This window comes from Bacillus sp. URHA0034 (assembly GCF_056280405.1).
The window spans coordinates 3,235,198-3,261,351 of record NZ_JBWCDK010000002.1; the positions used below are offsets into that span (position 1 = coordinate 3,235,198).

A 26,154-nucleotide genomic window follows, 5' to 3' on the forward strand; every position below is an offset into this window, starting at 1 on the left:
CGATTGAACAATACCCACAAAGAGCATACTTTTTTTGGTCCAACGGCACTATTAAAGAACCATCCTTTGCGTTTTCCTACCTCTTATGCTTATGGAAGCATGAGAACCGTCCCTTTGCGTTTTTGTGCATTTTTGTGAATAGGTTGAAAATTCTGTTAGATTAGTTTATAATTTTTGGTAGGTTAAGCGCTTTCTTTAATGAAGAAGAACAACAAAAAGCAAATTTTTTTAGATGAATGGTTAAGCGCTTTCCCAAGTAATGAAATGGGGGGGAGAAGGTACTACTTAGTTTTTATTTCAAAAACATTATTAAGAGAAAACTAGTTTAAGAGGGGAGAGGACCTAAGAATGAAAAAATTAACGAAGCATCTTTCAATTGCCGCCTTGTCTCTGCCGTTACTTCTAACTTCCTTAAATGGAGGTAAGGTGAGTGCGGCTGCAAATCCTAAGCCACAATCGGAACAAACTGTTTTTCCAACGAACGTAAATCCACCGGCGCAACCATCCTGGGGGTATTTTGTAGATACATACAAAAATAATAGTTCCGCCAATACGACGGTCAATTCCAACCCGACCATTGGGGTGCTTTCTGAATTTAATAAGCTATGGGCTCCCGGTCCTACTTGGGATACAGGGACTAAACTGAATAGCGCTGTATTGGATGCCAACATTCAAAAGGTACTTGACATTACAAGCAGCCGTACCCCCAGTGAAGCGGATGCAGCCTATTTCGATGAGCGTCGAAATCAAAGCTACAGTGTCATCGACGGACTCGGTTCGCTAACCGATGTCTATCGTGAAAATGCCGGAGCGACAACCACTATCAATAGTATCCCGGCAGATGCTGAGACTGTAAAATATAACGATGGGGGAACCGATGCAGGACTTCCTGATTCCAATCTTGGGAACATCGTAAGTTTGGTTAAGACTTTGCGCGGCAATTATTCATCCACAACACCGGCTAAGAACTACTTTAATTATATGCGCCCGTTTCGCTGGACCAGCACTGACATTGTCGTTCCATCCATTCGCTCTTCGATAGACCCTGATCCGAGCAAAAATGGCGGCTTCCCGAGCGGCCATACCAATGCGGCTTATCTTGCTTCTATTGCGATGGCCTATGCCATTCCGGAACGCTATCAGGAAATGCTTACGCGTGCTTCGGAGCTTGGTAACAACCGGATTGTTGCCGGTATGCACTCTACCCTGGACGTAATTGGCGGACGTGTTATGGCTACTGCACTGGCGGCGGCGATTCTATCAGATCCAGACAATGAGAGTTTGAAAAAGGCGGCCTATGACGAAGCTCAAACTAAATTAGTGACCCAAACGGGTACAGCGGTAGACCGGTTTGCGGATTATGCCAAGAACAAACAAAATTTTACGCAACGATTAACCTATGGATTTGACCAGATTAACCAAACCATAAAACCAATGGTTGTTCCTAAGGGCGCAGAAGTTTTGCTTGAAACACGTCTGCCGTATCTTGACAGCACTCAGCGCCGCTGGGTTTTAGCCACTACAGGCCTGCCTTCTGGCTATCCTGTACTTGATGATCCTGAGGGATGGGGACGGTTAAATCTCTTCGCAGCAGCAGATGGCTATGGCGCATTTATTAATAACGTAACGGTGACAATGGATGCTTCCAAAGGTGGTTTCAATGCATTCGACCGCTGGAGAAACGATATTTCTGGCACTGGAAAGCTGACTAAAAAGGGAACAGGTACGTTAGTGCTGAAAGGCCACAATACTTACTCCGGTGGTACAGTGATCGACCAAGGCACACTCGAAGGTGATTCCGAGACTGCTTTTGGCAGCGGGGATGTTGTGAATAACGGAGGCACACTTAAAGAAAATGTTTCCGGAAAATGGGTAATAGGCGGCAATTACAAACAATCTGAACAGGGAACGCTTGAGCTCACCCTTGACAGTCCAAATGATCAGGTTGATATAGAGGGAAAGGCTACTATTAATGGGAAATTGCGTCTGGATTTTTCTGGTAATAACGTACCTGCTAATGAATTAACGCTTATAAACTATGACAAGAATCAGCTTGAAGGTAAATTTTCTTCCATTGAGGCCGTGGGTTTACCAAGCCAATACAATGTAAAGGTAATCTATAAGTCCAACAAAATACAGTTAAAGGTCATAAAAAAATAGCTAGTTTAAAATCCATTCCAGTTATCTTGACGGGAATGGATTTTTTTTGACTTTAGGGCGGCAGATCAAGGGGGGCTGACTCCCGGTTGATTAAGGCGGTAAAGTACTTTAAGAGAGTCAAACGAATTAGCTTTATTCAACGTACCATCATAAAAATATACTAAATTAGAAGGCCCATTCATAAAAAAGAGAAATTCTCTCTGCTAAATAGAATTGTTAATAAGTATAAGGATTTTGTTAATAAAACTATTTTTTTGTTAATAAATCCCTAATTTCCTTAATAACCTCAAATTTTTGTTAAAGGAGTTTGGTAAATCCTCACTAAACCCGCATAAAAAAGACTCTTACAACGAATGTAAGAGCCCAATTCTTTAATATACCTTTACCAATACCGATCGACTTTGATTACCCGCTTTATCCATGGCGGAAACATCAAGAGTGGATCCTTTTGCCTGTGCTTTAATAGCTGCTTTAAAATTACCATAACTGTCGGACACGGCTTTTCCTACCAGGCTAGTGCCCTTGTAAATATAAACCGTTGCTCCTACTTCAGCTTTACCAGTGACTGTGGTTGACAGATACGTCACCTTATTAACACTAGGTACAGACGGAGGGGTCTTATCTACCACCGTTACCGAAGTAGAACTTTGATTCCCTACTTTATCGCTTGCATAAATCGTGACAACGGTCCCGGCTTTTTGAACACGGCTCATTTTGACCACAAACGTTCCTGCCGTAGTAGCATAGCCTTGTCCTAACACCGTGCTTCCGGTCTTAATCACAATCTTTGCCCCAGCTTCCGTTTTTCCGATAATAACGGTTTGATTATCTTTAATAGAAGTAGTAAGAGCTGGCTTGATTGGAGCAGTCTTATCCAAGACCGTTACCGGAACCTCCTTACTTTTATTACCTGCACGATCCTGAGCATAGACCGCCAGTTTGGTCCCGGCTTTTTGGACCAAAATCTTCACGGAAAAGCCCCCAGTACTTGCAGCTAGCGCATTTCCTAACACGGCAGTTCCTGATTTTACATAGACAGTCGAACCAGCTTCAGCGGTACCAGTAACCGTTGTTTGATTGTCGCCGACGGGGTTAACAGTCGGCGGCGCTGGAGGGGTTGTATCTGTCGTATTGTCACCTATAAGAGTATAGGTGATTCCCGAATCATTATCTGTAGGAGCTGTAAATGGTAAATCGGATACTTTAACAACTGCACCACCACCATGTAAATTAGTTCCATACCCGCTGTAGATTTTAGGGATCAGCGCATCAAATGCAGGTACTCCTTTAAATCCATACAGTCCCGTAGCCTGCTTTAGCAATAAAGCCTCTCGAAACGAGGTCATAAACTTTCCAAATGTCATCGACGGATCAATGTATTTTTGGATTACCGCTTCAACCGCACGATAATCATTGTTTGGATTCTCGAGGATTTCCTTAAATATTCTGTCGCCTTGGCCCGTTTGCAGCTTGAGATATTGAAAGAACAAGTAGGACAAGGAGTAGTTTGACAATACATCACCGTAATCGTCCCAATACAATAACGAATGGCCGTTTGTAATCGAATCAGAGTAATTGTAATAATCAATCCGATCGGTTAGGGCGCTTCCTGTATACATCTGTTCAGCGGCCATTGACAATCCTTCATCTAACCAAGTATCCATTTGCGAGGTGCTGCCTTCGATAAAGGCCGTGCGGTTAAAGTCCACCATGTGTTGAAATTCATGTGCTAGCGTGCTGTAAGCTTGTGAAACATCTTTTCCAGTACCAATTCCCATCGTTGGATAGGTATCGATGTTGAAGACCTCCATTTCATTGGAGTAAGGAGAATCATAGAGATCGTTTGGATTAAAGTATCCTGCCACATAACCGCCGGTTCCGCTAAAGCCATCCTGGATATCATAGCAAAGGATATTTACTTTCCCATTTCCATCTACGTCGGATTCCATCCCAAAGTTGGTATTGATCATTGGTTTTATTTTCGTATCAAACTCTTGACCTAGCTTCTGAGCATCGGCAGAGGTAATTTGATTGTTATAGACCCACACATTTGAAGTTGTTCCGCTGTAAAGCAGTTGAGCCGTAATTTCATAATCATAATCGGATTCAATATTAGCTACCCAAAAGGATTTGCTGTCTCCTAGTGCAAACGACGAGGTAGACAACGTATTTCGACGAACTTTACTAGTTTTGTTTTTTGCGATATTAAAAGGTTTAACATAATCCATTTTATAAGCACTAGGCTTTAATTGTTTATTAAACGTATAGTTCTTATTGTTAATCTTAAAAGATCCCGTATAGGCGGTTCCATCTCCATCTGTGGACTCGTTATTGATGATCACATAGCCCTGACCTGCTGTTATCGCATGTGCGGTTTCTCCAGCAGAAACAGAGAATAATAGAAGGCTGGATAAGGCGATACAAAATAATCGTTTAAATATATTCATAAGAGCTCCTCTCAACTCATCATTGATTTCTATCTATTACCTTAGTAAACGGTTGTCCAAGCAGAACTACTTTGATTTCCGCCTTTATCGATGGCCAGCACTTCTAATTTTATACCCCGCTTCTGAGCTGGTATCACCGCTTTAAAGTTTCCGTAACCGTCGCTGGTGGCTTGTCCAACCAATGTGGATCCATAGAAAATATAAACTCCGGTACCAGCCTCTGCTTTTCCAGTTATGGAGGTAGAGGTACTTGTCACTTTATTTACGGTTGGTACAGCCGGTGCCGTTACATCCATTATGGTTACAGCGTTTCCAACACTCCGATTCCCAGCTGAATCGATGGCATAAGCGGTTAAGACGGTGCCTGCTTTCTTGATTGCTGTGAGTTTAATAGTGAAGGCGCCTGTACTTGAAGCAGTGATTTGCCCTATGACCGTAGTTCCTTGTCTAATCTCTACTCTAGCGTTTGCTTCTGTCGTTCCATTAATAATAGTTTGGTTATCACCAATTGAATAAACAGTTGGTTTGCCTGGAGCCGTTTTATCAATCACCGTAACGGTGGTACCTGTGCTCTGGTTTCCGGCAGCATCTTTGGCATAAACTGTTAGTTTGGTTCCTGCCTTTTGTTTAGGGATTAGCACGCCAAATGCACCGGATGCGTTAGCTTTATTACTCGCAATCGTGGTACTTCCATTTTTGACAATCACGGTTGAATTCCCTTCTGCTGTCCCATAGACTCCAGTGTCATTGTCGTCCACCGTATAGACAGTCGGCTTGGCTGGAGGCGTTTTGTCAACAACTGGCGGAGTATAGAACGGATTTGTCACTTTAAATTGAGTGACATCTTGGTAATATGAATCACTAGGATACTCCAAAACTCCTATTCTTGCATAAATGTAGGGCTGGCCTTGAAAGATAGCTTTATTCATATAAGAATGTAACGTAACGCTCATATAACCGGATGTATCAAAATTCGTTTCGCCCACATATTGTAAAGTCCCGGCATTATTTTTATAAAACTCAACCGAAATATATGGATCTTTTAAATAGTAATAATCGGATTGATATAACATTTGAAAATCCATAGCAGTGGTTGAATAATTCGCTACAGTCATAAAGGTAAAATAGTGATAGCTATAATAACTATCTAACAAGGTATCTACATATGTATTACTTGCTTTAAATGGATAATCCCCCGGGTTCACAGAGAGGGATTTCCTTACTACTGTTCCACGTAGGCTGCTTGTGGTTATTTTGCTGCTTAAACTTTTTTGCATCGGAATTAATTCCTCCGCATGTGCACTAATCGGTATCCCAATTAAACCTAAAAATAATAAACATAATACAACCCTTAAATTTTTCATGACTTCACTCCCTGAGTATAAATTCATAGGACCATTGTCCTTTATAAAGAATATTATAAATTATTTTTATTATAAAATATATCTAAAGTGGAAAATTTTTGTATTATAAAAAAGGAACCTAGAACTAGGCTCCCTGAGAAACTATTAAATAGTAGAAACTATTGTTTAGAGGCATTAGGAATAAATAATGGTTTACCAAACTTGGTTTTATCATATTTTCTAATAACCAGCGGGTCGCTTTAGCAAGGGCGATAGTTTTCAAGCCAGAGTTGTTGCTTTTAGATGAACCTACCGCCAATCTTGATACTTATAATGTGCAAAAGATGGAGCGGGCAATATTGAACTACTGTAAGATAAAAAAGGCAACCTTGATTCTGGATACTGATAATATGAATCAACCGAAACGGATCGGCCAATATGGGCCTTTTGTAGCAAAAGGTTTATTGAAAGAGTTTGGGAAGCGGCCTAACCTCTCGGAAAGGCCAACTTCCGATGAACTAATTGAATTCCTAGAATGGTTTAATAAAAAGACACATTCAAGTGAAAAGGGCTTCTTCCTCTGGGGGAAGTTTTTATTTCCTCTTTTAAACCTAGTTTCTTCTATTATATATATTGAAACGCTTACAATTAATAAAGCCGCAAAAAAAGCAAACTCTAATAGAGTCCGCTTATTTATTCGTGAAGTATTTAGTTAAGTAATTACTCCATACCTGATACCCTTTTTCACTGGGTGCACTCATATCTGGTTGTAGGTATTCTTTAAAGGTACCCGTATTTGAATTCGGCCAGGCCGACCAATGATCAAGGTAGGCAATCTTATTTTCCTCTGCAAACTTCTTCAAGATGGCTACCTGACTAGGATAAATCTTGGCATGATAAAGTGGATAAGATGGCTGAAGAATAAAGGTGGTGTCAGGATTCTTTGCCTTAATGTCATCCATAATCGTTGTTACATCATTTAAGGTTTGGCTAGGTAATACAACCCCGTTATTCAGCAAAATAAATGGCTCGAATACAATTAAATCCGCCTTTTTTGCTGCTATTTCAGCCGGGTGATGATCACGAATAAACTTGGTGGAGGTAGAATCAAAGGTTTTTAAATCCACTTGAATATTCTTTTTTCCGAAAGTCTTGATTAGATTTTCTTTTATAATCGGAAAACTTCCTGACTTTTCAGAGCCCATGGCCTGAGAACCAACAAATAGAACTTTATAGGTTCGTTTCTGTTTAAGGGCTTTTTTAAAAGCATCGACAGCGGTGGAAGGCCAATTAGTAGTAGAAGCTAATAAATCTTCTTGCGTTGAAGTAGAAGGTTTCTGTGATCTCTCGTCATTTGATGCCTGAGAGAATGAGGCAATAGCTTGATTCGACGCTGCTTCAATTTTATTATTCCAATGAGAATGGCCCACAAGAATGACTGCAACACTGACAATGCCCAATAGTATAGATAAGAACTTTCTCATTAATATGATACCCCCAAAATATTCTGCACATCCATTATAACAAATATGGATTTGAAAATTACTTCCAATTTCAAATTTTATCTACAAAAAATTACAATTCCGTGTAAAATAGTAAAAGTGTTAAGAAAAAAACAAAGATATGACAAATACAAGATAAAATTACAAATTTCGTCAACAGAGGCCAAAATTTATGCTATAATAATTTTTGGCTTATTTTCTGAAAATAAAGGGAGGACAACATGAAAGAAACCTTGGGTTTAAAAGAGTTGTTGAATATATTAAAAAAACGACTTACTTTAATATTGAGCATCACATTCGCTGCTATATTAGTCAGTGGTCTGATTAGTTATTTTTTCTTAACACCAATTTATCAAACATCCACACAATTGCTTGTCAATCAAGCAAAAAGTGATAAAACTTCTTACCAATACAATGAAGTACAAACCAATCTTCAATTAATTAATACCTACAATGTCATTATAAAAAGTCCTGCAATCCTTGAAAAAGTTATTAAAGACTTGAATTTAAATATGACTGTTTCTGAACTGAACGAAAAAATTATAGTTCAAAACGAAAAGGATTCACAGGTAGTGAACCTTGCAGTAGAAGATGAAAATGCTGCAACATCCGCTAAGATTGCTAATAAAACCGCAGAGGTCTTTAAAGAAGAAATTGTAAAAATTATGAATGTTGATAATGTAAGTATCCTAGCAAAAGCAACTGTGGCAGATGAAGTTTCTCCAATCAAACCTAAACCATTAATTAATATAGCTGCTGCACTTGTAGTAGGTCTGATGGTTGGAGTAGGGTTATCTTTACTTCTTGAGTACTTTGACAATACAGTTAAAGAAGAACAGGAAATTGAACGACTTCTTGGTTTACCGGTGTTAGGTGTAATTACAAAGATGGATAATTCGACGATGAATAATAGCAGGAAAAGAAATTCTGAAGGAAATAGTAGATTAAGAGGTGAGACTATTGGCTCTTAAAAAAAATAATAGAAATCCTATAATGAATAATAAGAGAAATCTCATTACGATGTACGACCCGAAGTCACCCGTTTCAGAACAGTATCGAACTATCAGAACAAATATTCAATTCTCCTCAATAGATAAGGACGTAAGAACTCTAATGGTTACATCAACTGGACCTGGTGAAGGGAAGTCCACAACAACAGCAAATTTAGCAGTTGTATTTGCCCAACAAGGTAAAACAGTATTGCTGGTAGATGCAGATTTGAGAAAACCAACAGTTCATTATACATTTAATCAGACCAACACATTTGGTTTGACAAGTGTATTATCGAAACAAATGACGTTAGAAAAGGCAGCCGAAGCAACAAATGAGAAGAACCTCTTTGTACTATCAAGCGGCCCAATACCGCCTAATCCAGCTGAATTGCTAAGCTCTAAGGCAATGGAGCAGTTTTTTCATGATGCACTAGATGATTTTGATGTGGTTCTATTTGATACCCCACCATTACTAGCAGTAACAGATGCTCAGATTTTAGCTAACAAATGTGAGGGTACTATTTTAGTAGTCTCTAGTGGAAAAACAGTGAAGGATCATTTAGTGAAGGCGAAAGAACTGCTTGCTACAGCCCAAGGTAAGTTGCTAGGTGTCGTTTTAAATAACAAGGAAATAAAAGAAACAAATTACTACTATTATTACGGAGAAAAGTAACAAAGTTCCACAATTCCCACTTATTTCCTTGTTAAGTATAACTTTACATGGAGAAGGTTTGTGTTATTTCAAAAAATTAGAAGGGTGTGTGTGTGATGGTAGATATTCATTGTCATATATTGTCGGGAATTGACGACGGAGCAAAAGATCTCTCAGACAGCATAACCATGGCTAGGGAAGCTGAAAAAGAAGGAATTCGTACCATTATCGCCACCCCTCATTTAAATAATCAATATGATAACCGTAAGGATCTTATCTTAACCAAGGTTAACGAACTTAATCGGGCACTAAAGGAAACTGGAGTGAATGTGACGATCCTTCCAGGGCAGGAGCCTCGGATATACGGTGATATCATTGACGATTTTGAAAAAAATGAGATTCAGACTTTAAATGATAGCCAATATCTTTTTATTGAATTTCCCTCAAACCATGTTCCTAGATATTCGGAACAATTATTATTCGATATACAATTAAAAGGGTTAACCCCAATTATTGTCCATCCTGAAAGAAATTCGGAACTAATAGAAAAGCCTGAGTTACTCTATCAATTAGTTGAAAAGGGTGCATTAACTCAAGTAACAGCTTCCAGTCTGTGTGGTTATTTCGGCAAAAAAATTAAGAGCTTTTCCATGCAGATTTTAGAGGCGAATTTAACTCACTTTATTGCATCTGATGCTCACAATATTCATAATCGCACCTTCAAAATGATGGAAGCTTTCAGTTTCATAGAAGAAGAATATGGAACAGACTATGTTTATCTATTTAAGGAGAATGCGGACCTTCTGGTTGATGGGAAAAATATTATGAAGGAAATTCCGATGCCTATAAAAAAGAAAAAGAAGTTTATATTTTTTTAATTTAAAAGTGCCGATAGAATTACAGTTATGATTAATTATCTTAATTAGGATAAACATCCTAGTACGGCGAGGCTCCCTGTCCGTTATCGATGGGGGCACTCGACCATGCTTTGGGAAGAGGATTTATTTCTCATCTTAGATGCCTGTCGTCGATAGCATGGTGTGAGGAGGGGTTAGATGCCCACTTTAAATAAGAAAACAACATAAATATCTAATGAAAAGGCACGTCTGAAAGCACTTGCAATTCCATTAGGTATTTATTTTTTTGCCTCTTTACTTTAAGAAGCAAAAAAATGATAGATAGATTCTAAAAAATGGGGGAATTAAGTTGAAAAAAGTAAGAAAAGCTATTATTCCAGCAGCAGGTTTAGGAACACGATTTTTACCAGCAACAAAAGCTATGCCAAAAGAAATGTTACCAATCGTTGATAAGCCAACGATTCAATATATTATTGAAGAAGCTGTGGCGGCTGGTATTGAAGATATTATCATAGTCACTGGTAAGGGTAAGCGAGCGATCGAAGATCATTTTGATATGGCGATGGAGCTTGAAGAAAACCTAAAAGAAAAGAAGAAATTTGACCTGTTAGATAGGGTTCAATTTGCGACAAATCTAGCAGATATCCATTACATCCGTCAGAAGGAGCCAAAAGGACTTGGACATGCGGTATGGTGTGCCCGAAACTTTATTGGAAATGAACCTTTTGCTGTCCTATTAGGTGATGACATTGTTCAAAGTGATACTCCATGTTTACGCCAATTGATTGATCAATATGAAGAGACTTTCTCTTCAGTCATCGGTGTTCAATCCGTTCCTGAGCACGAAACCAATCGCTATGGTATTATTGATCCTTCTTCACAAGAAGGAAGATTATATCAGGTGAATAATTTTGTTGAAAAACCAAAATCGGGCACGGCTCCTTCAAATTTAGCCATTATGGGCAGATATGTTTTAACTCCAGAAATTTTTATGTTCCTTGACCAACAAGAACAAGGAGCAGGAGGCGAAATTCAATTAACAGATGCGATTCAAAAATTGAATCAGATTCAAAGAGTGTTTGCGTATGACTTTGAAGGCAAGAGATATGATGTAGGTGAAAAGTTTGGTTTTGTTAAAACAACCGTTGAATTCGCCCTTCAGCATGAAGACCTTCATGATGACATGATAGATTATTTGAAAAATCTAGTTTCTTCATTAGAAAAAGAAAAAATAACGTTATAGTGGGAAGGAAGAGGTCAAGAGTGTCTGATTTGGCGAATCAAGAGGCAGACTATCTAGTTAAAGATTTAGGTAACCTAGCAAAAGAGAGAAAGTCCTACGTAGCAGCAAAAAGAACGATTGACATCATCGGTTCCTTATGTGGAATCCTTGTACTAAGTTTGCTATTTATTATGGTAGCTATTCTTATTAAATTGGAAGATCCAAAGGGTTCAGTTTTCTTTTCCCAAAAGAGAATTGGATTAAATGGGAAAGAATTTAAAATGTACAAATTCCGTTCCATGGTCTCAGATGCAGAGGAAAAGTTAAAAGAACTCTTAAAATATAATGAAGTCTCTGGTGCCATGTTTAAAATGAAGGACGACCCGCGAATCACAAAGATAGGGAAATTTATCCGGAAAACCAGTATCGATGAGCTTCCACAACTTTTTAATGTATTAAAAGGGGACATGAGTTTAGTTGGACCTCGTCCCCCACTTCCCCGTGAGGTCGCTGAATATTCCGATTATGATAAACAACGTTTATTAGTAGTTCCAGGATGTACAGGTCTTTGGCAAGTAACTGGCCGAAATAGTGTAGGTTTTGAAGAAATGGTAGAACTAGACTTAGAATACATTCAAAGTAGAACCGTATTATATGATGTGAAAATCATTGCTAAAACGGTATTAGTATTGTTCGGTTCGAAAAATGCGTTTTAAAAAGTGTGGATGGCTGATCACCAGTGATATTGAATAGTAAAGTGGCACTCAGAGAACACTTTAGTAAAAACACAGTTAGGAGAAAAAATGCGTATTTTACACATTGGAGAGTATGCAAAAGGTGGAGTTGCTACCTATCTTGAGGAAGTAATCCACTATCAACAAGATGTATTAGGCAAGGATAATGTTTATTTAGCCGTTTGTGACTATAATTCAGAACCATTTAGTTTTATTCCAAAAGAGAATATCAAAAGGTATTCCTATAAAAGATCTCTTAAAAATCTTTTCTTATTACCATTTACGCTCAAAAGAATCGTGGAAAGTATTAATCCTGATGTTGTACATTTGCATAGTACCTTCGCGGGATTTGCTTTCCGCATTTTCAAGAAAAGCAAAAAGTGGAAGGTCATTTATACACCCCATGGCTGGGCTTTTAATCAAGATACAGCAGACATGAAGAAGAATATCTATGCATTTGCCGAAAAGGCATTGGCTGCAAGAACCGATCGAATCACGGACATTTCAAAATTTGAAATGCAGACGGCAATCGAAAGGAAAATCGATAAAGACAAAATCACCTTAATTTATAATGGGATATCAGAAAAAGAAGCCGCAGGGGATCATACAAATTTTGAAGTTAATAATGATAAGATAAATTTATTGTTTATTGGCCGATTTGATAAACAAAAAGGGTTAGATATATTACTTTCTTTTTTCTCTACTTATAAAACAGATCATATTGATTTGTATGTGATCGGTGAAAGTGTAATCGCGAAGGAAACAGCGTTTGTCTACCCGGATAATGTACACTTTATTGGGAAGGTAGATAATTCTTTAATAGATGAATATATTCAAAAAGTTGATGCGTTGATTGTTCCTTCTCGCTGGGAAGGTTTTGGCTTAGTGGCGGTAGAAGCGATGAGAAATAAAAAGCCAGCCATCGTAAGTAATAAAGGGGCCTTGCCGGAGGTAGTTGGAAATAAAGCTTGTGGATATGTATTTGATTTAGACGATCTGGATACTTTAAAGAAGATATTGGATGATCTTTCTAAAGAAACGCTCAAAGGTATGGGCGAAATCAGTTATCAAAGGTACTTGGACATGTTCACTAGTAAAAAAATGAACGAATCCATCGTCGAACTCTATAAAGAAGTACAGATAGATTAGGAAAATACCCAAGAGAGACTGCAAAAGTCAAGTCTTGGTTAAGGAGATAGAATAAATGAATGGAGTAAGTGTGATTATTCCCATTTATAATGTTGAAAAATACATTAAGCACTGTTTAGAATCAATTGCTACAAGTATGAAAGATTTTACGAATATTCAAGTGATCCTTGTAAATGATGGGACGAAAGACCAATCGGGAGAAATAGCAGAAGAGTTTGCCAAAGACCATCCTAATTTTTTATACGTAAATAAGGAAAATGGCGGATTATCAGATGCAAGGAACTACGGCCTTCAATACGTGAAATATGACTATGTTACATTTATAGACAGTGATGATTTCATTGGTGAAGATTATTTTACGGAAGTAGTAAAAGCATTAAATTCAAACCCAGATATGATTGTATTTGACTGGATGGATATTATTGACGACCAGCCTCATGGAGTCGTCAAGGGGATCGATAATCCAGATTCCTTATGGACAGTGCAGCCAAGTGCCTGGAACAAGGTATATAGGGCATCCTATTTTGTTGAAGTGAAATTTCCGAAAGGGAAGATCTATGAGGATGTTGGCACGATTTATAAATTGTTATATAAAGTGCAAGATTTTATCTATATTAATAAACCATTATATATGTACAGGAAAAATCGAGATGGAAGTATTCTAACAACCATTTCTCCTAAAATAAATGACATTTATGAGGTCTTAGAAAATACCTATTCCTATTATAAAAATAATAATCTGTTCACAAAAGAGAGTAAGGATGGCCTTTGTTATCAATATGTGAAATTATTGATGTGGTCGAATATGTATAGACAGCTAAAGTTTTTCAAGTTTAATTTCATGGGCTTCTTTAAAAAGATGAGAGAAACAAGAAGAATCGTTGTGGAGAAATTTCCAAATTGGAAAGAAAACCAGTTGCTGCTGGACAACTCCGATTATTTTATTAATCGCTTAGGTAAAGGATATATTCATTCCCTGGATCGACTGGGTAAAAATATGTTCAGCACGATGAGTACAATTATGTTTTTAGTTCAGAAAAACATTAAGAGAAGTTGATTTGAGGAGAAAGAATGCAAATATATATTTATCTTATAATATTAATTATATTGATTGGGATTTACACGGATCAAGACATCATTCAAATACAAGATCGGATTGTCATTAACCCCAATGCCTATTTATTATTTTCTTGTCTAGTCCTCTTTTCTTTGTCTGCATTGAGACATGGAATTGGAACCGACTATGCCCTTTATAATGGAATTTATCTATCAGGGGTTGAAAGAGAATTAAATCTTGGTTGGTTATTCTCATCCATCAGTGATGTATCAAGGAAGCTTCATATCAATTATCAGTTATTTTTAGCCTTTAATGCTTTATTATATATGTCTGCTGTTTATCTCTTAATTCGTTTATTTTCTCCTTATAAGTATATTTCATTATTCATACTTCTAGGCTCCTATAGCTTTTTTTCTAGTATGAATACATTTAGACAATTCAGTTCAATCTCACTTGTTATCTTTGCTCTTGTTTTATTTTATAAATATAAAAAAATGTACCTGAGTATTTTCATCTATATATTAGCCATAGCGATGCATAGTAGTTCACTTTTATTTGCCCCGTTATTTTTATTAAATATCATTAAGTTTGAAACCAAAGGATATTTAATTATTATGGGTGTTTGTTTTCTGTCGTTTTTTGGACTGCCTGATTCACTTAAATCGGAAATTTTCACATCCGTTTTAAAATTGAACAGTTTCTTTTATGAAAAGTATTCTAGTTCAGAGCTTTCCGTGTTCACAGAAGGGGCGGAAAGAGGACTTAATAATCGATTGTTTTATTTGTTTTATTGGATTGTGACATTTGTTTATATCTTTAAAAAGGCCAAATTGAAAGAAAATATTGATTGGATCGATAAAATCTTTTTATTTTATTTCCTATTCAATAGCTTTATGCCATTTTCAACACTTGTGGAGAGACTTTCTTATCTTTTTGACTTATTTTCAATCATTATTTTTCCTAGATTTATTAATATCCAAGAAACGGAATTTAACAGAAATATCTTTAAGGTTGTCATTGCTTTAATATTCATTTTCAGAATGATATCCGTACTTTTAAAAAATGGAGATGGAGTGGTTCCATATAGCTCTATTTTCTTGATTTTCTAGGATATAAGAGAGGAGAATTATTCTGGAGCCTTTAGTTTCTATAATCATTCCAGTTTATAATGTGGAAAAGTATTTAAATCGTTGTTTAGATTCCGTTGTTGGTCAAACCTACAAAAACTTAGAAATTATTATCATTAATGACGGCTCACCGGATCGATCATTAGAGATCGCTGAAAGCTATAGCTGTAAAGATGATCGAATCATTCTAATATCCCAGGAAAACGGCGGGCAGGCGAATGCCAGAAACCATGGTTTATCCATATGCCGCGGGGACTATATCCTGTTTGTGGACAGTGATGACTGGATTGAATTGGACTGCGTCGAAAAGTGTGTCAATAAAGCCATCGAGACCAATGGAGATATCGTGATTTTTGATTGGAATACGGTCAAAACCGGCCATGTAGTTTATGAAAAAGCAGGATTAGAATTAGCTGACAGTCAATCCCACCCTTGGAATAAGATGTACGCAAAAAAAGTATGGGAAGGTCATTCGTTCCCTGAGGGAGTCTGGTATGAGGACTTGGGAATCGTACCAATCGTTGTTGGATTGAATGACAAAAGGGCCAAACTTGATGAAGCGTTATACAATTATGACTTTACAAGAACGGATTCGCAATCTCATCAGCTAAACAATGAAAAGAATATGGATATAATCAAAATGCTGGAATTGGTTTATGCTGCCTTAAACGGTAAGGTTGAAAAGGAACAACTTGAATCTCTTTATATCAAACATTTAATGCTTGGTTTAGTATTACGTAAAATTTTGGTGTATAAAGAGCTGGATATCAACGCACTGAAAACAGCCTTGGATTATATGAATAATCAATTCCCTCAGTGGGAATCCAATAGATATTATTTAGAGAAAAGCGGCAAACAAACGATAATAGAAAAAGCGATCTTCTCTTTGCTAAAACAACATCTCTATAAAACGTCACGTTTTACTTGGATCACCATTAATAATTTCTATAAGAATATGTTCAAGATGAAGAAACGTTTCAGCCCGAATTGATAAATCAACTATATGGTAGAAAATAAAGGATTGAAAAAATGAAAAAAGTAATGATCTATGCTTATACAGAGTTTAATCTAGGCGATGATTTATTCATAAAGATTCTCTGTGAAAGATACCCAAACACAGAATTCGTCTTATATGCCCCAAGTCAATATAAAGAACTATTTAAAAACATAAAAAATATTAGTTTTTCCCCGAGTGATTTACTTGTGATTAAAGGAACGAACTATATCCTAAGGAAATTTAAGGTCCCTAATTTCTTCCGCAGTCTTGCAGCCAATGGCTGTGATGGTGCGGTCTATATTGGCGGTTCTCTATTTATCCAAGAAGATAATTGGAATAAACATCTTGAAAATACAAAAAGTATGATGATCAAAGATAAACCGTTTTTCCTTCTAGGAGCGAATTTTGGACCATTTACCGATCAGCAATTCTACAATAAATATAAAGAATTATTTAAACAATATACGGATATCTGTTTTAGGGAAAAACATTCCTATGAATTATTTAAGGAACTAGACAATGTCAGGGTAGCAGATGATATCATCTTTCAATTAAAGACACGATCTGTAAGTAAGGCAGTTCAAAATATCGTAATATCTGTGATTAAGCCGTCCTTCCGAGCAGAACTATCTCATTATGATGAGATTTATTATCAAAAAATGAAGGATACAGCGGTCTATTTTATTGAAAAAGGATATCGTGTGACGCTGATGTCATTCTGTGAATTTCAAGGTGATGTTGAGGCGATAGAAAAAATTATGAGTTTGATTCCAAAGCAATACTTAAATAAGGTGGATTCCTACTCGTATAAGTTAGATATTGAAGAATCATTGGAAATCATAGGAAAAGCAAACTTTATTGTGGCCACTAGATTTCATTCCATGATTTTAGGTTGGATTTATAATAAACCTGTCTTCCCGATTGTCTATAGTAAAAAAATGACCAATGTGATGACAGATGTTGGGTTTAACGGACTTTATGCGGAATTGAAAAATATTGGTGAGTTGAAGCCAGAAGACGTCTTTGAAGGAATGCAGACTAATTTGATCGATGTTTCGAAACAAGTGAAGGATGCAGAAAGACATTTTAAAGTATTGGATCAATATGTATCCAAATAATGAGTAAGGAAAATGATTATGGGTAGAGAGAAAACGTTATTTAAAAATTCCATCATATACCTGGTTGGAAATTTTGGTTCAAAATTCCTTGGGATTTTAATCATTCCATTATATACACATTACTTAAATAAAGAACAATTTGGTTATTTTGACTTGGTCACTTCATATATAACCTTGCTATTGCCGCTTGTTACTTTTCAGATTACGGATGCACTCTATCGATATTTATTAGAGTCAAATGATAGGTTGGAAACATCCAAAATTATCTCGAATTCCTATCATATCATGCTGCGGAATTTGATTCTTTTAAATGTACTTGTGGTGGTTTTATTCCAGTTTGTTGATTTGGATTATAAGTATCTCTTTTTACTGCAGCTCGATACCTTAGTTCTCTATACGATCTGGATTCAAACCGCTAGGGGACTGAAGGAAAATATCTTGTATTCTGTTTCTGGTGTGATCTTTACGGTCGTCTCTTTAGCATCTAATCTGTTTTTTATCATTTACATGCGTATCGAGGTCAATGGTTTAATTTACTCCAATATTCTTGCTTCGGCTATTACATTTATATATGTGGAATACAAACTTAGATTATCCAAGTATTTTAGCTTTAAATATTTGAGTAAGGATTATAATGGGAAGTTGATCAAATTCTCCCTTCCTTTAATTCCAAATATTATAAGCTGGTGGGTCATGAATGTTTCGGATCGAACGCTATTAAATCACTATATTGGTATGGATGCGAACGGGTTATATGCCATTGCGAATAAATTTCCTTCGATTCTGTTGATGCTAAATACAATCTTTTCATTGGCATGGCAGGAATCGGTTATTACTGAGGCCAAATCAAAAGGAAATAATGAGTTCTATACCAAAATGTTTAATTACTACATTATCTTCCAATTTACAGGCGTCATTATCTTCCTGTCCATCACCAAATTCTTGATGCAATTTTTAGTGGATGAAAGCTATTTTATCTCTTGGCGATACATTCCATTTCTTTACTTAGCAACGGTTTTTTCTGGATTCTCTTCTTTTTATGGAGCGAGCTACTTAAGTTCAGAAAAGACCATGGGATCTTTTTATACCTCTGTGCTAGGTGCCGTTGTGAATTTAATCTTTAATATTGCTTTAATACCCGTCATTGGAATTCAAGGTGCTTCTGTATCCACTATGTTATCTTTTGTAATCATGTGGGTGGCAAGAATGTACAATACAAGGAAATACTTTAAGATCCAGATTAATATTAAAACGTTGGTGTCATTATCGATAATTACGACCGTTTATGTTTTCTTATATTATTACGAAAATACGATTTTACAGGTTGTTTTATTTATCCTTGCGTTTGTGATATTTGCTTTTTATAATAAAATGCTATTATTAAAAGTAAAAGATGTACTATTTAGTAAGCTTAAGTTTCTAAAAAAGTAAAGGCTTAATGGTAACAAGGCAGCGTCCGAAGACGCTGCCTTTGTTTTTTTATTTTATCACTAGGTAGGCTGGTATAGAGGTTAGTTGTAAATGAATTTGACTGTTTGGCCACTTCACTGGTTGTTCTTTTCCATAAAGGGTCACAAATTTTCCTGTTTCCGAAGGAAGGGATAAGGTGATTCGATGGGTAGGATTGGTGGTCCAGAATATATAGATCTTCTTTTTCTGTTTATTTGCAAATTCAAAAATATAATCGTCTTGATGGATGTTGGTCGTGATTCGTTTACTATATTGATATCCATTTAAAAGCTTGGTTAAATTCGCGTAGGCAAGATACGATGATTTTGGTTGATAATCATTCTTTAATAAACCGAAATTATGTTCTTGTTTATTTGGATCTACACCGTCATTTCTCCAGTCATACCAGATACTTACGGGAATTTGTTCTGAAGCATTTAAAGTAAGCATCCTTACTAGAAATTCCGCTTGTTTTTGTTCATTGATCACAAAATTTCCTGAATAAGAGTTCACAGCAAATCCCCATTCCCCTGAGAAAATAGGAAGCGGTTTGTCTGAATATTTCTTGATAAGGCTTCTTATTTTTTGGTAATCCCGAAGAACTGTTTCCGGTTTCACATTATTATATGGATGAACCGAAATAGCATCTATACTTGAAAGGACCTTCGTCCGCTTTAAAAAGTTTTCTAACCAGTCAAGCGGCTCTGCGGAAGTTCCTGATAAAGCCGGAGCAACTACTAGTCCACTCTTATCATAACGTTTGATCAATGGTGCGACTTGGTCCACTAAAAGACTGTAATTAACATAACTTGACTGTTCATTCCAATAGGATAGATGATTAGGTTCATTCCAGATTTCCCATACACCCTGTTGATTCTTATATCTACTTACAACAGCTTTCACATAATTACTAAAAGCCTTTCGTCCTTTTTCTGTTAAAACGGCTGTTTTATCTTCGTAAAGTTTATTGGAATAATCAAGAATATAATAGGGACTGATATGATTTTTAATTAAAGTGTTGTTTAATTGATCATATCTTTCAAAATTATAGTGGCCTTTCTTTGTTTCAATTTCCCGCCAAGTGAGGTCAATTCTAACCCACTTAATATGGGCTGCCTTCATTTTTTGTATATCCTTCTTACTCAAATCTCCATGCATACTTACTCCAAACGTATTTGGTAACGTCTTTGGTATAACCTTATGGGTGTCTAATTTTGGATGATTATCTTTTTCGCTGCATCCAGCTAAGATAACCATAAAAATAATGGGTGCTATTACTAAATTCTTTAACGTTTTAAATTTCATTATTCCCCTAACTCCTATATCATGATGCTTTTATCCTTTAGATGGATAATTAAATAACTCCCAATGTGCTGGAAGTTCTACCTTCTATCATAACATACTCTTGGAAGGCTTCTGACGGAATGGTACTAAATAGGACTTTAGTAACGAGTGCAGTCCTTTTCATAAATAGTAGATTGATTAATTAATTTAAAAGTAAATTAATGTTAAGATAGTCGATAGAAACTATATTAATAGAATGGAGGCTTAATGTGTGAAAGCAATTTTACTGAGGGTAGGATTATTGACAAGCATCATTTTCATAAGTTTCTTTTACAAAGAAGCTTCAGCAGAAGTGACATGGGCATCCAAATGTACATCATTATATGGAGAGATTCAACCCAATCAAAATCCCTCATTTCAGCATTTGAACTGTTTATTAACGAATGCAGCATTAGAAGCAAATATCCCTCCTGAAGTAGTAAAGGCGGTGGCTGCACAAGAGAGTGACTGGAGACAATTTGAGAATGGACAGCCTTTAGTTACTGATGATGGTGGAATTGGGATTATGCAGATTACGAACAAAGAAGGTTATGACGAACAGAACTTGAAAAATGATATTACCTATAATATTCAAGCTGGAGTCGATCTTCTAAGTTATATGTATGGCCGAAAGGACTTACCTAAAATAAAGGGTGCGGGAGAAGGCATCATTGAAAATTGGTATTTTCCGATTATGGCTTATAACGGAACGAAACCAATTAATAGTCCGCTTTATCAGGCAACAGGAGAAAGAAATGGGGATGCCTACCAAGAGCAGGTCTTTGCAAAGGTTGAAAATAACGAGTTTTTTAATGATACTAAATTAGGGCAGTATCCTTTTAGTACAGCTGACTTTGATTATGATCCAAACAGCGATAAAAATATTGTATTCAAAAAGTTAGAATATACATTATCGGATCGAATACATACTTCTAATTATCTTTTTCAGAGTGGGGACAGGGTGTTTGTAACAGAGGATGGTGCTGGTTTAAGAGAAAAACCAACTAAATCTTCGAATGGAATCCTACTGCCTGAAAATACCATACTAATGGTTGATGGAAATTTTACTTATGATGAATCGGTAGACAGTAAAAATCAATTTGTGTGGTATCCTGTGAAAAGCATCGACAATAAGTTTGTAGGTTATATTTCATCCGCATATATTATGAAAGCTGGAAAAGTAACTAGTGTAACTGTCACCACCAATAATGTGAGCCCGCAAGTGGCTGGTACTTCAGTCAACATCACGGCCACATCAACAGGAAGTAGTAACCCGGATTATCGGTTCTATGTAAAGGATGCGGCAGGAAATCTTACGACGCTGCAAGAATATGGGGCAAATAAGACAGTAACATGGACTCCAACTCAACCTGGTACTTACACAATCATTGTCCATGCCAAGGATATGAGTAAGTCCGGTGGGAGTACCTTCTATGAAGCCCGGACAGAAATGATCTATCAGGTGAATGGGAAGGTAACCAGTGTGAATGTACAGGCGGATAAGCCATCGCCTCAAAATGCAGGGACTTCCATCCAATTGAAAGCTGCGTCACAAGGAAGTCCAACTCCTGAATACCGGTTTTATGTTCGAGATGAAAAAGGAAACCTGACGACTCTACAAGAATATGGAAGCAGTGATACAGTGACATGGACGCCTACAACAGCTGGGACGTACACGATTATTGTTCATGCGAAGGATAAGAATAAGTCTGGCGGGAGTACCTTTTATGAGGCCCGGACAGAAATGACCTACCAGGTGAATGGGAAGGTCACCAGTGTAAATGTACAGGCTGACAAGCCAGCACCTCAGATGGCAGGGACGTCTATCCAATTAAAAGCTGCGTCACAAGGAAGTTCAACTCCGGAATACCGGTTCTATGTCCGAGACGAAAAGGGAAACCTGAACACTCTTCAGGAATATGGCAGCAATGATACAACAACATGGATACCAACCACAGCTGGTACGTACACAATTATTGTTCATGCCAAGGATAAGAATAAATCCGGGGCGAATAGCTATTATGAAGCCCGGACAGAAATGGTCTATCAAGTAAGCCCAGGCAAAGTCACCAGTGTAAATGTACAAACAGACAAGGTCAGCCCTCAGTTAGCTGGTAACTCCATTACCCTAAAGGCTACGTCACAAGGAAGCACGGAACCTGAGTATCGCTTCATGATTCGAGATGCCACTGGAAACCTTACAACCTTGCAGGAGTATGGAATAGGAGATACGGCTACATGGACACCTACAAAACCAGGAGCGTATACGATGATCGTTCATGCGAAGGATAAGAATAAATCTGGGGCTAATTATTTCTATGAAGCTCGAACAGAAGCTGTCTATAAAATAGAATAATTGGTTCTATCATAAAAACGCCTTTCCAACAGGGAGGGGCGTTTTCTTGTAAGATTTTGCTAGTCACCAATTGTAAAATTTTTGTAGAATTGTTACAGTCCTAGTAGTAATATAAGGATTGTATTTTTATATTAAGGGGAGAGAGAAAAGGTATATGAAGAAGGGCTCTAATAGTGTTTTCATTTTATTGCTGGTACTTTCCATACTAATCAGCATAGCTTTGCCTCAGCGGACTTTTGCTGAAGCTGACGCAACTCCGCCAGTATTAGAAAAAGTGGAGCTAAGCAATTCAGAAATAACAGCGGGGGAGAGTAATACCATCTATATCACTACAACAGATGATCTATCTGGCATAGATTATATTTGGTACCAGGTTAAAAGTCCCTCTGGAAACCAAACCTATTCAACGATCAGCCGGACAAGAGATACACAAGGAAGATGGTATGGGTCCATTCCAACAAATATATATGCTGAAAGTGGAACGTGGAAAGTTTCGGCTATTGCCTTGCAGGATAAAGCCGGTAATTCAAAATTCTACTACTACGGACAGGATTATATAGGAAACTTTATAGTAAACAATGAGAATGGAGATGCCACAGCACCACTATTGGAAAAAGTGGAGTTGGGTAATTCGGAAATCACAGCAGGGGTAAGTAATACCATTTATATTACAACAACAGATGATCTATCAGGCGTAGATTATATATGGTATCAGGTTAAAAGTCCTTCCGGGAGCCAATCCTATTCAACAATCAGCCGGACAAGAGATGCGCAAGGCAGATGGTATGGATCGATTCCAACCAATATAAGTGCTGAAAGCGGAACGTGGAAAATTACAGCCATTGCCTTACAGGATAATGCCGGTAATTCAAAATTCTACTACTACGGACAGGATTATATAGCAAACTTTGTAGTGAACAATGAGAATGGAGATGCCACAGCCCCAGTATTGGAAAAAGTGGAGTTGGGTAACTCGGAAATCAAAGCAGGAGAAAGTAATACCATTTATATTACGACAACAGATGATTTATCAGGCGTAGATTATATATGGTATCAGGTTAAAAGTCCTTCTGGGAACCAAACCTATTCAACGATTAGCCGTACAAGAGATACGCAGGGCAGATGGTATGGATCCATTCCTACCAATATTAATGCAGAAAGTGGAACGTGGAAAATTTCGGCTATTGCCTTGCAGGACAAAGCCGGTAATTCAAAATTCTACTATTACGGCCAGGACTACATACTTGGCTTTACTGTCAAAAATGAGCCCTCAAAAGTGAATTCAGTTAATCTGTTAATAGATCCTCCAAGTCCACAAAAAGCAGGTTCCAACATCCAGTTAAAAGCAACTTCAGATGGCAGTGACACTCCGGAGTACCGTTTTATGATTCGAGATGAAAAAGGGAATCTGACGACTCTTCAGGAATATGGATCAAGTGATACAGCGGTATGGACACCTGCAAAAGAGGGAACCTATACGATCATTGTTCACGCAAAAGATAAAAGTAAGTCTGGCGCAAACTATTACTATGAAGCTAGGTCAGAAATGATCTATAAGGTTGAACCAGCAAAAGTGATCAGTGTTGAATTATCAGCGGACAAACCTTCTCCGCAGGTAACGGGATCCTCCATAAATATTAAGGCAGCATCACAAGGAAGTCCAAATACGGAATATCGATTCTTCGTTAAAGATCAACAAGGCAACCTGACTACCCTTCAGGAATATGGGAGCAATGATACTGCCACATGGATCCCAACAAAGCCAGGAACGTATACGATTATTGCTCATGCGAAGGATAAAAGTAAGTCCGGAGCCAACAATTATTACGAAGCTCGCAGCGAAATGGTTTACAAGATTACTGCTGGAAAAGTATCAAGTGTCTCCTTGCTTGCCAGCAAGTTATCACCACAAGTAGAGGGAACAACCATTAGTTTAAAGGCCGGGTCACAAGGCAGTTCGACACCAGAGTATCGTTTCTATATTCGCGACGAAAAGGGAAACCTAACCACACTTCAAGAGTATAGCAGCAATGATACAGTGGCATGGACCCCAAACAAGGCAGGAACCTATACGATTATTGCTCATGCAAAGGACAAAAATAATGCAGGGTCGAGCAGTTACTATGAAGCCCGGACAGAAATGGTCTTTAAGGTTAATCCGGCAAAAGTAACTCAGGTTAGTCTGGTGGTAAGCAAGCCGTCCCCTCAATTAGCGGGTACGCCAATCAGTATAAAGGCAGCATCACAAGGCAGTCAAAGTCCAGAATATCGATTCTATATAAAAGATGAACAGGGCAATCTAACCACCCTACAGGAATACAGCAGCAATGATTCTGTGACTTGGACCCCAACAAAGTCTGGGAACTACACAATCATTGTTCATGCAAAAGACAAAAGTAATGCAGGGACAAACTTCTACTACGAAGCAAGGACAGAAGTGGTCTATCGGATTAATTAACCAATAGTTGAAGTGGGAAAAAGTAATTAAAATATAAAGGTGAAAGTGCACAATTAACGCTTTCACCTTTTTTGCATTTTAAGGAATTAGAGTATTAATATTGTGATATATAAAAAGCTGCCATATGTGATCACATATGGCAGCTTACATTTTTTACTGAAAGTTATTAGTTATCGCCTTTACTTGTTCTTGATTAATAACAATTTGATAGTTGTTTGCTTTTAAAATATCATCATAAAGCATCTTACTGTCACCATGGATCTGCTGATAAACCAACTGTGTTTTTGGATCGAAATCTTTTGCAGAAAGTCCAAGGCTTAACATATCGGATGTTGACATGTTAGTCGCTACGACAAAGTCTGGGATGGTTTTAACAAGGGCAGGCAATTTGGTAATATTGCTAGGGCTTAGAGCTTTTTTAGCAATTCCTTTTAGTGCCTCTTCTTGTAATTGCTGACGCCCGTATTCACCGTTTTTAAGTGAATAACGCTCATGAGTAACCTCGGAGACCATTTTTCCATCAAACGAATGAGTTCCAGCAGTTATTACTTTGTTGAGATTCTCTCCATACCATGGATGAGTTAATGTTACATTAAAAGGCACATTCATCTTAATTCCACCTAATGAATCAACCATGGCTTGTAAGCCCCAATAATTCGTTTCAACATAATAATTAATAGGGACACCCGCGAACTCACTTACAGCTTCCACAGCTGCCTCTACTCCTTTTTGAGAGCCATGCTTCGCTTGCATAATATATTGAACACTTGTTAGTTTTGTATATCCATAACCATCTAAGTGGACACGAGTATCACGCGGGATGCTGACTGCTTGATACTTGTTCTTATTTAAATCGACATGAACTAGGACCATGGAATCGGAATGACCTAATTTATCGCCTTTTCTTTGATCGGATCCTATTAAAAGTACATTAAATACAGGTGTTTTAACTTCCGCGTTTTCATCTGCAGTAGTGGAACCAGATGTATTCTTCGCTCCCACTACAGGTACGGATGTAAAATGATTCTTCGGCTGTAATTGATAGTATTCATACCCAAAGGCAGCAATGCCCAAAACGAAGATCCCTAGGATGCTAAAGCCAAGAACTTTCCACTTACTTCTTCCTTTTTTCTTCATATTTTCCTCCATAATATTTAAAAGTAGTTATTTAGATTTATAATTACCGACTAATTTTACTATTTTTAGAGATT

General features: G+C 37.3%; 20 protein-coding genes. 15 read left to right on the forward strand and 5 right to left on the reverse strand.

The features are described 5' to 3' along the window. Positions 1-348: 348 nt before the first annotated feature. Complete coding sequence (locus tag ACZ9EE_RS17635; RefSeq protein WP_476029032.1) at positions 349-2,160, forward strand: acid phosphatase; 1,812 nt, start codon at positions 349-351, stop codon at positions 2,158-2,160. 371 nt (positions 2,161-2,531) lie between these two features. Here ACZ9EE_RS17635 and ACZ9EE_RS17640 read toward each other — a convergent pair whose 3' ends face one another. Both ACZ9EE_RS17640 and ACZ9EE_RS17645 read right to left on the reverse strand, forming a co-directional pair. Beyond that, positions 2,532-4,607 carry an Ig-like domain-containing protein gene (locus tag ACZ9EE_RS17640; RefSeq protein WP_476029034.1) on the reverse strand — a complete coding sequence of 692 codons (2,076 nt, stop codon included), beginning with the start codon at positions 4,605-4,607 and terminating at the stop codon, positions 2,532-2,534. Positions 4,608-4,648: 41 nt separating this feature from the next. Next, positions 4,649-5,971: an Ig-like domain-containing protein gene (locus ACZ9EE_RS17645; protein ID WP_476029036.1), complete on the reverse strand. Its 1,323-nt coding sequence runs from the start codon at positions 5,969-5,971 to the stop codon at positions 4,649-4,651. A 272-nt stretch (positions 5,972-6,243) separates the two neighbouring features. Here ACZ9EE_RS17645 and ACZ9EE_RS17650 point away from each other — a divergent pair, with 272 nt between their 5' ends. After that, on the forward strand, positions 6,244-6,666 hold the full coding sequence (locus ACZ9EE_RS17650) for a hypothetical protein (protein ID WP_476029038.1): 423 nt from the start codon (positions 6,244-6,246) through the stop codon (positions 6,664-6,666). On the opposite strand, the gene ACZ9EE_RS17655 is transcribed toward ACZ9EE_RS17650, so the two are convergent. After that, the gene (locus ACZ9EE_RS17655) at positions 6,640-7,434 is read right to left on the reverse strand and encodes an SGNH/GDSL hydrolase family protein (protein WP_476029040.1); all 795 of its coding nucleotides are present in this window, start codon (positions 7,432-7,434) and stop codon (positions 6,640-6,642) included. The two genes, ACZ9EE_RS17650 and ACZ9EE_RS17655, sit on opposite strands and share 27 nt — an antisense overlap. Before the next feature lie 239 nt (positions 7,435-7,673). Between ACZ9EE_RS17655 and ACZ9EE_RS17660 the strand changes: the two genes are divergently transcribed. The 11 genes from ACZ9EE_RS17660 to ACZ9EE_RS17710 all read left to right on the forward strand — a co-directional run bounded on the left by ACZ9EE_RS17660 (position 7,674) and on the right by ACZ9EE_RS17710 (position 18,788). Beyond that, positions 7,674-8,423, forward strand: a complete 750-nt coding sequence (locus tag ACZ9EE_RS17660; RefSeq protein WP_476029042.1) for a YveK family protein — start codon at positions 7,674-7,676, stop codon at positions 8,421-8,423. Positions 8,424-8,445: 22 nt separating this feature from the next. Beyond that, positions 8,446-9,117, forward strand: coding sequence for a CpsD/CapB family tyrosine-protein kinase (locus ACZ9EE_RS17665; protein ID WP_476029043.1), 672 nt, complete (start codon positions 8,446-8,448; stop codon positions 9,115-9,117). A gap of 95 nt (positions 9,118-9,212) precedes the next feature. Next, entirely contained in the window at positions 9,213-9,974 is a 762-nt protein-coding gene (locus ACZ9EE_RS17670; protein ID WP_476032994.1) for a tyrosine-protein phosphatase, read from the forward strand. 328 nt (positions 9,975-10,302) lie between these two features. After that, positions 10,303-11,196: a UTP--glucose-1-phosphate uridylyltransferase GalU gene (gene galU / locus ACZ9EE_RS17675; RefSeq protein WP_476029045.1), complete on the forward strand. Its 894-nt coding sequence runs from the start codon at positions 10,303-10,305 to the stop codon at positions 11,194-11,196. 29 nt (positions 11,197-11,225) lie between these two features. Further along, complete coding sequence (locus tag ACZ9EE_RS17680; protein WP_476032995.1) at positions 11,226-11,891, forward strand: sugar transferase; 666 nt, start codon at positions 11,226-11,228, stop codon at positions 11,889-11,891. 87 nt (positions 11,892-11,978) lie between these two features. Continuing rightward, complete coding sequence (locus tag ACZ9EE_RS17685; protein WP_476029047.1) at positions 11,979-13,058, forward strand: glycosyltransferase family 4 protein; 1,080 nt, start codon at positions 11,979-11,981, stop codon at positions 13,056-13,058. 55 nt (positions 13,059-13,113) lie between these two features. Then, the gene (locus tag ACZ9EE_RS17690) at positions 13,114-14,115 is read left to right on the forward strand and encodes a glycosyltransferase family 2 protein (RefSeq protein ID WP_476029049.1); all 1,002 of its coding nucleotides are present in this window, start codon (positions 13,114-13,116) and stop codon (positions 14,113-14,115) included. Between the two features lie 14 nt (positions 14,116-14,129). After that, positions 14,130-15,224 (forward strand): EpsG family protein, encoded by a 1,095-nt coding sequence (locus tag ACZ9EE_RS17695; RefSeq protein WP_476029051.1) that lies wholly within the window; start codon positions 14,130-14,132, stop codon positions 15,222-15,224. A 43-nt stretch (positions 15,225-15,267) separates the two neighbouring features. Beyond that, entirely contained in the window at positions 15,268-16,233 is a 966-nt protein-coding gene (locus ACZ9EE_RS17700; protein ID WP_476032996.1) for a glycosyltransferase family 2 protein, read from the forward strand. A gap of 38 nt (positions 16,234-16,271) precedes the next feature. Next, positions 16,272-17,357, forward strand: a complete 1,086-nt coding sequence (locus ACZ9EE_RS17705; RefSeq protein ID WP_476029053.1) for a polysaccharide pyruvyl transferase family protein — start codon at positions 16,272-16,274, stop codon at positions 17,355-17,357. Between the two features lie 12 nt (positions 17,358-17,369). After that, positions 17,370-18,788 (forward strand): lipopolysaccharide biosynthesis protein, encoded by a 1,419-nt coding sequence (locus ACZ9EE_RS17710; RefSeq protein ID WP_476029055.1) that lies wholly within the window; start codon positions 17,370-17,372, stop codon positions 18,786-18,788. A gap of 48 nt (positions 18,789-18,836) precedes the next feature. On the opposite strand, the gene ACZ9EE_RS17715 is transcribed toward ACZ9EE_RS17710, so the two are convergent. Next, a complete protein-coding gene (locus ACZ9EE_RS17715) occupies positions 18,837-20,111 on the reverse strand; it encodes a GH39 family glycosyl hydrolase (protein ID WP_476029057.1) in 1,275 nt (424 codons plus the stop codon). A gap of 250 nt (positions 20,112-20,361) precedes the next feature. On the opposite strand from ACZ9EE_RS17715, the gene ACZ9EE_RS17720 reads away from it, so the two are divergent. After that, positions 20,362-22,485 (forward strand): triple tyrosine motif-containing protein, encoded by a 2,124-nt coding sequence (locus tag ACZ9EE_RS17720; RefSeq protein WP_476029059.1) that lies wholly within the window; start codon positions 20,362-20,364, stop codon positions 22,483-22,485. Between the two features lie 154 nt (positions 22,486-22,639). Further along, the gene (locus ACZ9EE_RS17725) at positions 22,640-24,943 is read left to right on the forward strand and encodes a triple tyrosine motif-containing protein (RefSeq protein ID WP_476029061.1); all 2,304 of its coding nucleotides are present in this window, start codon (positions 22,640-22,642) and stop codon (positions 24,941-24,943) included. A 153-nt stretch (positions 24,944-25,096) separates the two neighbouring features. Here ACZ9EE_RS17725 and ACZ9EE_RS17730 read toward each other — a convergent pair whose 3' ends face one another. Beyond that, complete coding sequence (locus ACZ9EE_RS17730) at positions 25,097-26,080, reverse strand: LCP family protein (RefSeq protein ID WP_476029063.1); 984 nt, start codon at positions 26,078-26,080, stop codon at positions 25,097-25,099. Between the last annotated feature and the right edge of the window lie 74 nt (positions 26,081-26,154).